This is a genomic window from Achromobacter sp. F4_2707, assembly GCF_047501535.1.
Taxonomy (GTDB): Bacteria; Pseudomonadota; Gammaproteobacteria; order Burkholderiales; family Burkholderiaceae_B; genus Yanghanlia.
The window spans coordinates 362,466-376,387 of record NZ_JAZDRJ010000001.1 but is presented as its reverse complement, the minus strand read 5'-3'; the positions used below and the strand labels follow the sequence as shown (position 1 = coordinate 376,387).

Below are 13,922 nucleotides of genomic sequence, written 5' to 3'. Positions count from 1 at the left end.
CATGCAATCCAGTCAAACTACGCCCACCGGTCTCCAGCAACTCGAAGAGCGGTTGCGCACAGAACTCTCGTACTTGAACCTGCCCGCCAATGTCTGGGTGGCAGAGCGAAGAATCGGTGAGCAGCCCCTTCTACCCGTCGCAATCATCGGAGGCGGCATGGCCGGAATCTGCGTGGCGACCGCCTTGCTGCACAGTGGCATACCAGCTGTCGTTTACGATCAGGCCCCAGACAAACTCGAAGGCCCATGGCTGACATCGGCACGGATGGAAACGCTTCGGTCTCCCAAAGAGTTGACCGGCCCCGCTTTGGGCATTCCCAGCCTCACTTTTCGAGCTTGGTTCACCGCTCAGTTTGGTGAACAGGCCTGGGCCGAACTCGATAAGATCCCGCGCCCACAGTGGGCCGAATACCTGCACTGGATGAAGCGGGTGACCGGCGTCACCGTGCAAAACCGGTTGCGCGTAGAACACGTTCAACCCACAGCCGATGGGTATGCTCGCCTGACGCTGAAGAACCTGGATAGTGAAGAGGTCAGCCAAGTTTTGGCACGCCGTGTGATCCTCGCTACTGGCCGTGATGGCCTGGGCGGCGCCTGGATGCCCGATTGGGCGCAAGAGGTTCCTGCCGACCGTCGCTTTCACTCTTCCGATCTATGGGATGACAAGGGTTTCAAAGGCAAACGCGTCGTGGTGATTGGAGCAGGCGCCTCGGCTATGGATTGCGCTGCCACAGCACTGGAAAACGGCGCCACAGCAGTACACCTGCTAGCCCGCCGCGCACAGATCCCCCGCGTGAACAAGTCCAAGGGGGCCGGCAGCCCGGGCATGGCTCACGGCTTCTGGAAATTACCTGACGAGTGGAAGTGGCGTATTCGGAATTACATCAACAAGGCTCAAGTGCCGCCCCCAAAAGGCAGTACGCTGCGCGTTTCCAAATTTCCAAACGCCTATTTCCATACCCACGTCTGGGTTGAATCCGTGTCTATCAACCCCGATGGCTCGGTACGGCTAATCACCAATCAAGGGCCGCTGGAAACCGACATCGTCATTTTCAGCACCGGTTTTCGTATCAACTTGGAGCAGCGGCCGGAATTTTCCGCTTTTTCAGCTTCGATACGGCGTTGGGGTGATCGATACCAACCTTCGAGCGACGAAGCCGATATTGAGTTATTTGATTCGCCAGACCTTGGCGAGGCGTTTGAATTCCAACCGAGAGACGGCCATACATTGCCCGGGCTGGAAAGAATCCACTGCTTCTGCTACCCCGCGACACTTAGCCATGGCACGGTGGCCGGCGACATCCCGCAGATCAGCGATGGGGCGCAACGGCTGGCCCGCGCCCTGTGCGCCTCATTCTTGCACGAGGACATTGAGGAACACTTCTCACAACTCCAGGCCTATTCCGAACCCGAACTTGATGGCGACGAATGGGTGGAAGTCCCCTTGCCGCGCGAGTAATCGGAAATTTCACACAGAGTACCAGCATGCAAACCACACACAGCTCGGCAGACGTCATCGACCAGATTCTCGGCATCAGCCCGGGTGATGCGCTTCACACGTTGCGCCATGCTCGCACTAAAGTTGTTGACGCCACACAGGCGTTTCATGAACTGGCTTTCTATGCGCCGGAACTGAGTGCCAGGCAACGCCAAGATCGTTTTCTGGTAGCGACACTGCTAGCAGAGGCCACCGGCCCCAAGGCCTTGGCCGATCTCTACCGTGAACAATTAGCTGCTTTACAACCATCTGCCGACCATGTCGAGGTATTGGAGGGGCGGCAGTCATCTTCTCCTGCGTTAAACGCACTGGCCGACTACACTCGGGCGCTCGCCATTCACCCATCAACAGCCGACCGCGACGCTCTGTTGGGCCTGACAGCCGCAGGCTGGTCCGTACCGGAAATTGTCAGTTTGGCACAGGTAATCGGCTATGTAAGCTATCAGACCCGCACCATCATTGGCCTGAAAGCACTACAAGATGCGGCGGATGTGACCTCAGGACCAGACGTCGATAGCGAAGAAGCCGAAGATTTTGTTCACCCAGCGCACTTGCCTCCTCCGGGTGAAATCTTTGAGATTGAAGGGTTTACCAACGCCACGCTGGACTGGGCGAGCTGGCTGCCGATACAGGACAAAAACACGCTGACGGAAGCGCAGGAACGTATTCTGGCCACCAGCCACCCCAAGGCGAAAGAATCCGACTATTACATGCTGTTGATTCAGGCGCCAGAACTGCTGGAACAGCGCAGCCTAGTTTTCAATGCGCTCATGTATGCGCCGGGAGGCGCTTCCCGAGCCGAACGCGAGCTGGCTTCGACAGCGGTCTCGCGCGTCAATGGCTGTGTATATTGCGCATCCGTCCATGCCCAGCGCTTTGAGCAACTGGCCAAACGCAACGATGTCATCGTTCAGTTGTTCGAAGCGCCCTCGACAGCAGGAACCTCAGCACGAGAGCGTGCCATCGTGCAGATGTCGATCGCTCTTACCCAGGCTCCCGCAACATTCGGCGCTGAGCAAGTTCAACCGTTGTTGAGCAGTGGCGTCACCCCAGAACAGGTACGCGACATTATCGGCTCCGCCGCTATTTTCGCGTGGGCCAATCGGCTGATGTTGAACCTGGGCAAAGAAGTCCATCCTTCTATATAGCCTGAGGAAATAAACAAAAAGGAAATAAGTAGTCGCCGTTTTGAGAGTGGGTTGTTAATGTTTAGACTTTTGATCCCTGAATAAATTCTCCAAATGAAAAACCAGACCCTCAACCCTCTTTCTCACCTGGTCGCAAGCGTTCGTCGTCTTGCCGTGGGTGCCGGCCTGGCCCTGGCAAGCAGTGCTGCACTGGCCGCATGGCCGGCGCATCCCGTCACCATCATGATGGGTTTTCCAGCAGGCTCCGGCGTCGATGTGATCGCTCGCGGGATACAGGGTCCGCTGGAAAAAGAACTGGGCGTGCCTGTCATTATTGACTACCGCGCCGGGGCGGGGGGTAATCTGGCTTCCTCCGTCGTTGCTCGGGCCGAACCGGATGGCTATACCTTGCTGTTAGGCACCGCTGCCACCCATGGGATCAACCCAGCCATCTATAAGGAACTGCCTTTTGACGTCGAGGCAGACTTCACCCCAATCGCTACTTTGGTTGATGTCTCCAACGTGCTGACAGTCAACCCCAAGGTCATCGATGTCAACACGGTCGAAGAATTCATCACCGAGGTGAAAGCCAACCCGGATAAATATTATTTCGCTTCCACCGGTGTAGGCACTGGCACACAGTTGGCCTTCGAAGAGTTCAACGCCCGGGCGGGTCTGAAAATGGTTCATGTGCCCTACAAGGGCGGCCCCGAAGCGTTGCAGTCCGTAGTAAAAGGCGAGACCTGCTGCATTTTCAATCAAGTCCAAACTGTTCTTGGCCAATACCAGGCAGGCACGGTCAGGCTGTTGGGCGTTTCGACCGCTAAGCGCGTGAATGTGGTGGAAGAAATCCCGACGATTTCCGAACAAGTGATTCCTGGCTTCGATAGCTACATCTGGTTCGGCCTTTTTGGGCCCAAAGGCATGAACCCGGAACTCACACAACGTATCAACGCTGCGGTCAACAAGGCATTACAAGAGCCTTCTGTTGCCGAACGCTTTGTATCAACCGGAAATGCTATCCGTCTGAGCACGCCTGAAGAGTTCCAGAAAATTGTTCGCGAAAACCGTGAAAAATGGGCGGACGTCGTTGAAAAAGCCGGTTTGACGCCTCAATAATAAGCGTTCCAAAAGCGGTTACGAAGTAGCACGGCGCAGACCCCGCTGCGCCTTAATCAGAGAAGGGAACCCAGAGATGGGAACCGGCAAGCTTGCGCAATTGCCGGTTGTACAAGGCTAGTTGTAACATTAAATAATAAACTGAAACATTCGTCAGGTAAAATTGTGGGTTGCTGCTGCAACATGCAGCGCCACGGATGTCATCCCATCATCGTTCTTGCGTTTGTCGCACTGTGATAGCGCAGTGCCATAGGCTTCGCCATGGCACTGCGCTATCACAATGACACTCGTCTACACCCATGCGCAAAAATCTACCCGTTACTCAGAACGTTTATACATTTCCGCACGACCAGACTCTTATCTCCATCACTGATCTCAAAGGCCGAATCACTTACTGCAATGCAAGCTTTGTGGCGGTCAGCGGTTTCACCAGTGAAGAGTTACTCGGCCAGCCGCACAATATTGTGCGCCACCCCGATATGCCGGAAGAGGCATTCCGGGATATGTGGGACACCATCCAAAACAGTCTGCCCTGGACTGGGATGATCAAGAACCGGCGCAAAAATGGCGATCACTATTGGGTGCGAGCGAACGCCACGCCGGTACGTGACGGCGACACGGTTGTCGGGTTTTTGTCGGTGCGCACGTATGCTCCGGCCGACGAAATAGAAAGGGCCGAACAACTGTATGCACGCATGCGTGCAGAGGCGGAAGCGGGCAAGCGACAAACCGTCTTGCATCGCGGGCGCGTAGTCAGACGCACGTTGCTCGGCCGCTTGGTCGCCCTGAGTAAGCCCGGCCTTGCAGGGCGGCAAACCCTATTAGCCGGATTCGCAGCCGCCCTGCCCATCGCTGCCATGAGCGCTGGCGCGCCCATGTGGGGCGGCGTGTTGGCGGGCGTTATAGGCACTGTGGTCGCCAGCATTGGGCTGCATAGGATAACCATACGCCCCCTGCAACATGTGGTGCAAACCGCCAATCTGCTAGCTAGCGGAGACCTTACTCGCTTCATCAATGTGACGGATAGCGGCGAGTTCGGACAGGTACAACTGGCACTGGCGCAGCTTGCAGTCTCAGTTCGGACAGTGGTACGAGATGTGCGGCACGAAGTCGCCAATCTGCTGGGCGGCACCCAGGAAATTGCCAGTGGTAATCAGGACCTTGCTGCACGCACAGACACGCAGTCGAATAACCTGCAGCAATCCGCAGCAGCGATAGAGGAAATCTACGACACAATTCAACAAACGTCTCGGCTTTCTGAACAAGGAGCGCAACAGGCGACTGCCACGTACCAGGTTGTGGATCGCGGCAACACCGCCGTGCAGCATGTCGCTGACACCATGCAAGAAATCGCCACATCCTCAGAACGCATTCACGACATTATTGCCGTGATTGAAAGCGTAGCCTTTCAGACCAATATCCTGGCGCTGAATGCTGCGGTCGAGTCGGCGCGCGCCGGTGAACACGGGCGTGGGTTTGCGGTGGTTGCCTCTGAAGTGCGGGCCTTGGCGCAACGCACCACCGGTGCCGCAAGGGAAGTTCGCGAACTGATTCAGGAGTCAGGCGCACGCGTATCCGCTGGGGAGCATCGGGTCGTTGAAGCCCGCCAGCGCATGGCGGAAGTCATGGACAGTGTCAAACAGATGGCCGCCGTGCTCGACCAGATCAACGCCGCTGCGCAAGCGCAGACTCGTGGCGTAGAGCATATCAAGCATGGCTTTGACGAACTTGAGCTCATCACTCAACAGAATATGTCCATGGTAGACGAGCTGGCCTCCGCTGCGCACTCTCTAAATAGCCAGGTGGGCGCGGTTCATAACACCATTCGTGTATTCCGCTTAACCGAAAAGGACACCACTTTGGCGGAGTCGGATGCCGTCGCTTTGCGCAAGGCACAAGGCGATAAATTCATTGACGAAGATGGCCACATCAATTTTTCACACGAACTCAGCAAGCACCAGCAAGCGCGCGTCATGTTGCGCAATGCCATTAATCGCAAACTACAGGTGAACGAGAATATCGGCCGCGACGATTGCTGCGCACTGGGTGTCTGGCTGGCCGGCCCCGGGCATCAGCGCCACGGACAAACGCCTGAGCACGCAGAGCTGCACACCATACATGCCGCTTACCACCGTGAATTGGGCCGCGTAGCACTTAACATTAATCAAAAACGTTTTAGCGCAGCCACGGCTCAGTTGGAATCCGGCCAACCGCTACATACAACCGGTCAGAAACTGACAAAAGCTGTGCGCAATATGGCTGCCATCGTATGAGCTTACGCGTCTTGGTTGTAGACGATGACCCTTTATGCCTGCGCATCGCTGCCAGGCTGTTACGCAGCCTGGGGCATGGCGGTGCGCTGGCCCCCACGGGTGAAAACGCGTTGAGCTTGCTGACCAAGAAACCCTTTGATCTGATGCTGCTGGATATCAACATGCCCAAAGGGCTAAGCGGGCAAGACACCTTACTGGAACTACGGCGTCGCGAGCAACCGGGCCAGCCCAGGCTGCCTGTTGTGATGTTGTCGGGCCAATATGACGACAGCACCTGCAACTTTTTCACAGAAGCTGGCGCCGATGGCTTTTTGAGCAAGCCGTTAAGTGTTGCTGCGCTGTCAAATGAATTAGAACGTCTGCAACGTCTGAAACGCTTGTAAACCATGCCAACAACTCTGCCCTGGGCCCTTTTCCTTACCGTCATACTGTTGATGGCCTGCGCAGCACTGTACTGGCGACTAGCAAAGCGCGGGCGAACTAAACTTGGGCTCGGCGAATTGGTGCACATCGTTGAATCCACACGCCTGAGCAACGATCCTGTTTGTTTGCTGGACGCCAAAGGCTGCATTACATGGGCAAATGCCGCCTATCAGGAACTGACCGGGTATGTGCAAGAGGAATTGCTAGGCCTTTCTCTGCACGAGCTATCGCGCCGCCATATCGATGATTCCGCCACCTTAGAAGCGCTTCACACCGCCATGCAGGACGCACGTGAACTACGCATCGACGCGCAGCTGCGGCCAAGAAACGGCAGCATTTTCTGGACCATTATTGAACTGCACCCCATCTTCCATCCTCAACGCCGCAGCTTGATCGGATACGCAGTCGTACAGATCAACATTGACAACCAGCGCCGCCAGCGCAAACTCACCGAGCAAGCCTTGCGCGACCGCCAGGAAGTGCTCAACATTCTCGACCATCACGCCCTTGTTACCGAGTCCGACCTAACTGGCACCATCACACGCGTTAATCAACGTTTTATGGATGTCAGCGGCTACACCGAAGCGGAACTGCTGGGAAAAAATCACAATATTGTCAGTTCCAAAACCCATTCCTCTGAGTTCTGGAAAACCGTATGGGAAACCATTTCTCAAGGGCAGATTTGGCGTGGCGAAATCTGTAACCGGGCTAAGGACGGGTCTTTGTATTGGGTAGACAGCGTCATTGCTCCCATGCTTGGCACGGATGGCCGCCCATTGAGCTACGTCTCCATACGCACCGACATCACTGCACTGGTGACAGCACAGAAACAGGCGCAGGCAAGCGAGCGTCTGTTGCGTTCAGCCATTGACGCTCTGGATGAAGCCTTCGCGCTTTATGACCGCCACGAGCGTCTGGTGTTTTGCAATGATAAATACCGCGCTCTGTTCGACCCCGAACATAAACAGGAGACCGTGGTGGGTTTATCGGCGGAACAGGTGTTGCGCATGTCCATCGCGGAGAAAACGTATGTCGCCGCCACCGAGAACCCGGAAGCCTGGCTGAACGAACAACTAAACCTGTGGCGCCAGCCCAGCTACCAACAGCGCGCTCAACTGACTAATGGTCGTTGGGTCAAGAGTATTGGCCTCGTCACGCCGGACGGCATGCTGGCCATGTTCCGCGTCGATGTGACCGACCTGCAACTGGCATTGGAAGCTGCTGATGCGGCCTCTCTGAGTAAGAGCCAGTTCCTAGCGAACATGAGCCATGAAATACGCACGCCCATGAACGCAATTCTGGGCATGCTGCAGCTACTGCAACAAAGCAGCCTTAACGCCGAACAACAAGACCTGCTCTCGCATACAGAAGGCGCCGCGCGTTCGCTGCTTGCGATCTTGAACGACGTGCTGGACTTATCCAAAGTAGAAGCTGGAAAAATGAGCCTGGACATCCAACCATTCAAGCTGGATTCCCTGCTCGACGACCTGGCCACCATCTTGTACGGCGCATCGCAAAGGCCCTCTCTGGAACTGATTTACGACATTGATCCTTCCGCCCCCTCCGCCCTTATCGGCGACCCGGTCAGGCTGAAACAAATACTCATCAACCTGGGCGGCAACGCCATTAAATTTACAGAACAGGGTGAAGTACGGGTCATGCTGCGCGTGTTGCAACGCACTGCACAGGAGGTCAGCCTACGTTTTTCTGTTGTAGACAGCGGTATTGGCATCGACCCAGAGTCTTTCGCCGACCTGTTTTCCGCCTTTAGCCAGGCAGAAAGTTCGACTTCGCGTCGCTATGGCGGCACGGGTTTGGGGCTGGCGATCAGCCAACGCCTGGTTACGCTTATGGGCAGCAGCCTGGAGCTAATGAGTGAACCTGGGCGCGGCAGTTGTTTTTATTTCGACATCACGTTACCGATAGACAAGACCTCCCCGCAACGTAAACCGTCGCCCGCACTTAAAGTCGCCAGCGTGCTACTTATGGAACCCCACGCAGCGTCTCAACAAGCCATCGGCAAGATGCTACGCCACGGCCTGGGCGCTGCAATACACACCTTCGACAATGTCGAAACCAGCGTTGCTGCCGTGAGAGCGGGCCTGGCACCTAACCTGGCCGTTGTGAATGCCGATGTGGACGGCTTTTCTCATTTAATAGATATGCTGCGCGACCATGCCCTAGCAGCAAATACACCGTCTCCTCTGATACTGCTGGTCACCTCCCGCCAGCGCTTCACCCCCACCGGGCTGCCTACCCTGCGAAAGCCGCTGACGTTCTCCAGGGTTCACAGCGCATTGCGCCGCGCTGAGGAACCTCAGCCCTCCAATCAGCAGACGGTGCATGCCCAGCAGCGCCTGCGCGGCCTGCGTCTGCTACTGGTGGAAGACAATGAAATCAACCAGATGGTGGCGGTCCGACTGCTTGAAAATGAAGGCGCCGCCATTGATGTGGCAGAAAATGGCCAAAAAGGGCTGGACGCCCTACTGGCTGCCTCTGAGCCCTACGATCTGGTTTTGATGGACGTTCAAATGCCCATTATGGATGGCTTGCAGGCGACGCAAGAAATCAGGCGCCTACCACGCTTTGCCACCTTGCCCATTGTCGCTATGACCGCCGGCGTGCAGCAGACAGACGAGCAAGCCAGCATCAAGGCCGGCATGAACGCGCACATTGGTAAACCTTTTGAACTGACCGACTTGTTGGAAGTCATTCTCCGGCTAACAAAAGGCCACCCAACCAACGCAGCGCCCACGCCACGCCTGCCTTCAGACGCGCCTGCGGAACAGGCCACGACAACAACACTCAATACGGAGATTGCACTGGCCCGTTTGGAGCATGATCAGGATTTTTATATTCAACTGCTCAAGGACTTCTCGGTTCTTGCCCGACGGCTTATGCGCCAAATTACCCAAGCCATCTTGGAGGATGACAGCCAACAGGTTCATGCCGCCGCACATCAGCTTAAAAGCACAGCAGCCACTGTCGGCGCACAAGAGTTGTCCACCCTGTGCGCCAAGCTGGAAAAAGCCGCCCTGCAACAGCCCCAAACGCTTCGCGCGACTATAGAAACGCTACAACCCACGCTGGAGCGTGCCTTGTCGGCACAGGAAGAATGGCTTCAATCACAACTCCAAGCAGCGCCAACCGCCCAGTTACAAGGCAACACGAATCCATCTGAAGTCCTGGCTGCGCTCAAGGCCGCCTTGCTCGACCAAGATATGCAAGCGCTGGAATTATGCGACGAGCTTATGGCCGTGTGCGACACCAACGAGTTTCCCGCCTTGCGAGATTTGCAACGCGCAATCGACGCTTTCGACACGGAGAAAGCGCTAGTGATCGTTGCAGCTTTGCGCGAGGCGCTTAGCCTCGCATCCACCGCACAATAGTAAATAAATGAAAAATGTAATAAAGTGCGTGCAAAACGCCCAATTAATTACAACACCACAATAAGGTTCAAAAAAATTAAAGAAGGGGGGGACAAAAATGAACACGCCTTTATGGGGCCGTTGGTTAGGCCTGTGCGCCCTTGTTATCGCGTTGGCCGGCTGCGCGGGCACACGAACTGTCGACAAAGAATCCGCGCTCTCCATGCTCTCCACTTCAGACTACCAAGCCTATGCCGCTCGGTACCTGGATAGCAAGGGGCAACCCACCTACGATCCCACCTCACTGCTTGACTCCCTGGAAGCAGGAAAAGCGTTCAATGACGCGGGGATGTGGGAACTCAGTCGTGATGCATTCGATGCTGCAAGCAAAATGCTGGCATGGAAGGAAGACACCGTCGACACACCTGAGGAAGTCGCCAACTTACTCGGCACAACCCTTACTAGCGACGCCTTTGGCTCTTACCAGGGGAAAATCCACCAAGGCTCGCTGATTGACTATTACCAGGCCATCAACCACCTGATGTTGGGCCGTGAAGACGACGCGCGTGTCGATTTCAACCGCCTGCAAGTGCGCCAAAGCAATGCCGTCCGGCAGCTAGGCGCTTACGCAGAAAGCGTAAACGGCGCCGTCAAGAAAGGCTTGCAGGACGACAGCAACGAAGGCGCCACCAAGAGCCTGGGTGAAGTCGGCCCGAAAATCGCAGACGGTATTAAAGACCTGCCCGCCGGGCTCAGCCATTCCAAAATCCGTTTGGCCTCCGGCGACGTCATGAGCGCAGTATTTCGCTCCACATCCGCAGCAAAAGCGGATAAAAGCTCCAACCTGAGCCGTGACATGCTCAAGAGCGCCCGTGAGGCTAGCGCAACCAAGGGCGGCAGCGCCATGATTACTTACCTTGATCGCGAATTACGCCAGGGGAAAGGCGCACTCAAAAATAAAGTCATTGTTGTCTATGAAGACGGCATCGGCCCCAGTTTCAACGAGTTCCGTATTGACCTGCCTCTCTTCCTGGTAAGCAGCAACGTGACCTACACAGGTATCGCCCTGCCACAGTTCGTCCCTGGGCAGGCGGCCTTCGGGCACCTGAGCATCGGCGAGGGTAAGGCAGCCGGAGAAACCTCCACGCTGACCGACATCAATGCTTTGGCGGCCCTTGAGTTCGATGCCGCCTACAAAGGGATTGTCGCCAAAGCGGTCATTTCCACCATTATCAAAACCACAGCACAGGTCGCCATCAACAATCAGGCAGACCAGCATGCCAGCCCCCTGCTGGGCGCTCTGATCAAAATCGGCGCCGGCTTGGGCCAGGCGGCACTGACTCGCGCAGACACGCGTTCCTGGGTCAATCTACCCAACACGATTCAGATGTCCGTCGTTGACCGCCCCAAAGACGGCAAGCTACTCCTGAAAAGCCCCGGCGGCCAGGTGCTCGAGACGCTTGATCTGCCTAAGGACGTCAACACCCTGGTTCTGGTGAAAGCCCACGGCACGCTCGGCTCGCCGGCCATCTATCAGCAAACCCTGCCGGCCACGACCCCCGTTATGCCGGCATCCCTGCTCGCTACCCCAGGAACACCCAATGAAAAAACTTAAGCTCCTGCTCGCATTCGCTGTGACGTTGGGCGCCTGGTCTACTGCACAGGCGCAAGGCGTAACGACACCTCGCGTCGTCACTTGCGACACTGCCGCCGTCCAGCAATCTCCTTTCACTGTTCAAGATGAAGCCTCCCACAAAGGCGCAGTCGTCGAGAACCCGACTCTCATCACGCTGAGCAACGGCATGAAGGCCGTGCAGTTCTCTGTCCGGCATGCCCGGCGCTCTCCCGACTTCCACCCCAACATCATCAAGGTTCGCTACACCGTGGATTGGACCGACCTCTGCGGGCGCCACATCAAGGTCGGCAGCCCCGGCGTCCAAGGGCTTGTTCTCAACCCGCAGCGCCAGGAAATCGTACAGTCCACCGCCATGCATCGCGACGCGGCGCATGCGGCTCTGCGCATCTATGTCGTAGATTGAATTCCTCAGGAAACACCATCATGAAAAAAATCGCCGTCCTGATTCTCACATCCGTCGCGCTAGTGGGTTGCGAGACCATGCCAACCAGCTCTAACCCCAATGCTGAACTCAGCCGTACAGGCAAGCCCGGTTTCGTATCGTTCGGCCTGCAAAGCGTTGACTTCGAATATGCCGCCAAGCAGGCGGTGCAGGAATTTCTTGAGTCGCCCTTCGCGCTCAACAAGCCGAAAAAAGGCCGCTGGGTCGTACAAATGGGTGAAGTGATCAACGACACTACCTATCGCATCGATACGGCCAGCATGACATCTCGTATGAAGCGCGCCATGATGCAGTCGGGCGAATTCATCTTCACAGGCGCCACTGGCCGCGAACGCACCAGTTTTGTCGCTGATTCCCGCCAACTGAGCAAATCCAGAATGTTTGACCAATCCACCGTTGCACGCAATGGCACCGTCGTGGCTCCCGACCTGGAGATGCTGGGCGCTATCCGCCAGCGCACACTGGTAGGCATGGATAACCGCCAACAACAGCTTGAATACGAGTTCGACTTCCGGGTAGTAGAACGCGACACGGGTCTGGAGATCTTCCAGGCATTCGTGCCTATTGAAAAGCTTGGCTCAAACAAGAACTTCGCTTGGTAACTCGTCATGATGAAGAAACACGCTTATCGTTTGGCCTTGCTTTCTTGCTTGGCCGTCGCCCCCTTGCATGCACAGGTCCCCGACGACCAACTGGTCACGCCCACCACTCCAGAAAGCGTAGTGGAAGCCGCCACCCCAGCCTCAGCCGACAACAGCACAGCCGGCATCACTTTCTCTGACTGGGTAAGCGAATTTGAACGACAGTTTCAGCCCATCGGTATTGCCGAAGGCGGCCGCAGTTTTTTCGTGGGCCAAGCGGCAGTCATCGGCAGCCCCCTAGATGCCCATTTCGGCAGGCAATTGGCACTGGCCTATGAGCAGGCCATGTTCGACATGCGTGCCGACTTCGTCATGCAGAACTACGGGCGGCTCAAGGTCGAATCCGTCCGCAGCCAGTTTCAGGACGACTCCAGCAATCGCGATGACTTCCCCGAAGCCGAACTCGATGTCATACAGGCTGGCGGCAGTCGCCTGGCCCAATGGCTGGACAAAGCCTTGCAATCCTTAACGGAAAAAAATCTGGACGATCAGCTGATTGAGGACGGCGTACCGGCTGAAGAAGTCCAGCGTATGTCGGTAGACCAGAAAAAAACGCTCTACAAGAACAACCTGCACAAGAACACCGTCAAACGGGCGGTGCACAGCATGCAGGGCTTGGTACCCGTACAGACCCGCATCTTTACCGAAGACTCTCCCAACGGCAAAGTTGTCATCGTCGGCGTGATCGCCGTGCGTTCGGACAAAACCCAGCAATTTGCCCGCGATATCAGCCGCAAGCGTCCGTCTCTGGTCACCGGTAACCCTCGCTCGCTCAGCGACCTGCTGCCCGCCGACTCCAAAGGCTATCTGGACGAAATCGGCCTGCGCTTCACCTACGATGAGCAAGGCCGCCCCATGCTGCTGTCTTATGGCCGGACGTCCGTCTCCATCGCCCCAGACTGGGGCCCTTCTCGCGCCTTCCAAGCACGGCAGAACGCGACGCAACAAGCCCAGAGCTTGGCTGAAAGCAGCATTGTCGAGTTCATGAACACCAACATCCAGGTGGAACAAACCGATTCCATCGGCGCCGTCGAAGAAGAGCAGTTGGAACGCATCACTTATTTCGATGCGGGCAAGAAGAGCGATGTCGAAGACACCCGCAGGCAAATCTCCGAAGCGATCAGCACCTTTACCCGGTCAGGCCGGGCAACCGCTCAAGGCGACCTGCGCGGCACAACGGTTGTAAAGCGCTGGGAAGAAAAAGACGAAAACGGTGTTCTGCACGTTGGCTCGGTAGTGGCCTGGACATACGGGCAGCTTGATAACGCCAACGCCATTGATGCGCAAGGCCGCAACCAAGCGACTACAAGCAAGCAAAACACCCCAGGCACGGCAGTCGACCAATCGCGCTCTTCACGGATGGTCAACGATAAGAGTGACTTTTGAAGGGGCCGA

Annotated in this window: 10 protein-coding genes; all 10 read left to right on the top strand. The window is 56.4% G+C overall.

The window, feature by feature from the left end:
* Position 1 precedes the first annotated feature (1 nt).
* Entirely contained in the window at positions 2-1,459 is a 1,458-nt protein-coding gene (locus VRY85_RS01820) for an FAD-dependent oxidoreductase (RefSeq protein ID WP_414596885.1), read from the top strand.
* 26 nt (positions 1,460-1,485) lie between these two features.
* Positions 1,486-2,646 (top strand): CMD domain-containing protein, encoded by a 1,161-nt coding sequence (locus VRY85_RS01815; RefSeq protein ID WP_414596884.1) that lies wholly within the window; start codon positions 1,486-1,488, stop codon positions 2,644-2,646.
* A 93-nt stretch (positions 2,647-2,739) separates the two neighbouring features.
* A complete protein-coding gene (locus tag VRY85_RS01810) occupies positions 2,740-3,744 on the top strand; it encodes a Bug family tripartite tricarboxylate transporter substrate binding protein (protein ID WP_414596883.1) in 1,005 nt (334 codons plus the stop codon).
* Positions 3,745-4,043: 299 nt separating this feature from the next.
* Positions 4,044-6,017, top strand: coding sequence for a methyl-accepting chemotaxis protein (locus VRY85_RS01805; protein ID WP_414596882.1), 1,974 nt, complete (start codon positions 4,044-4,046; stop codon positions 6,015-6,017).
* Positions 6,014-6,400, top strand: a complete 387-nt coding sequence (locus VRY85_RS01800) for a response regulator (RefSeq protein WP_414596881.1) — start codon at positions 6,014-6,016, stop codon at positions 6,398-6,400. The genes VRY85_RS01805 and VRY85_RS01800 overlap by 4 nt, the downstream gene beginning before the upstream one ends.
* 120 nt (positions 6,401-6,520) lie before the next feature.
* Positions 6,521-9,829, top strand: a complete 3,309-nt coding sequence (locus VRY85_RS01795) for a PAS domain S-box protein (protein ID WP_414596880.1) — start codon at positions 6,521-6,523, stop codon at positions 9,827-9,829.
* A gap of 97 nt (positions 9,830-9,926) precedes the next feature.
* Complete coding sequence (locus VRY85_RS01790; protein WP_414596879.1) at positions 9,927-11,423, top strand: COG3014 family protein; 1,497 nt, start codon at positions 9,927-9,929, stop codon at positions 11,421-11,423.
* Positions 11,410-11,847 (top strand): hypothetical protein, encoded by a 438-nt coding sequence (locus VRY85_RS01785; RefSeq protein WP_414596878.1) that lies wholly within the window; start codon positions 11,410-11,412, stop codon positions 11,845-11,847. Before VRY85_RS01790 ends, VRY85_RS01785 begins: the two co-directional genes overlap by 14 nt.
* Before the next feature lie 20 nt (positions 11,848-11,867).
* Positions 11,868-12,488, top strand: a complete 621-nt coding sequence (locus VRY85_RS01780; protein WP_414596877.1) for a penicillin-binding protein activator LpoB — start codon at positions 11,868-11,870, stop codon at positions 12,486-12,488.
* Between the two features lie 6 nt (positions 12,489-12,494).
* Positions 12,495-13,913, top strand: a complete 1,419-nt coding sequence (locus VRY85_RS01775; protein WP_414596876.1) for a DUF6844 domain-containing protein — start codon at positions 12,495-12,497, stop codon at positions 13,911-13,913.
* The last annotated feature ends 9 nt before the right edge of the window (positions 13,914-13,922 follow it).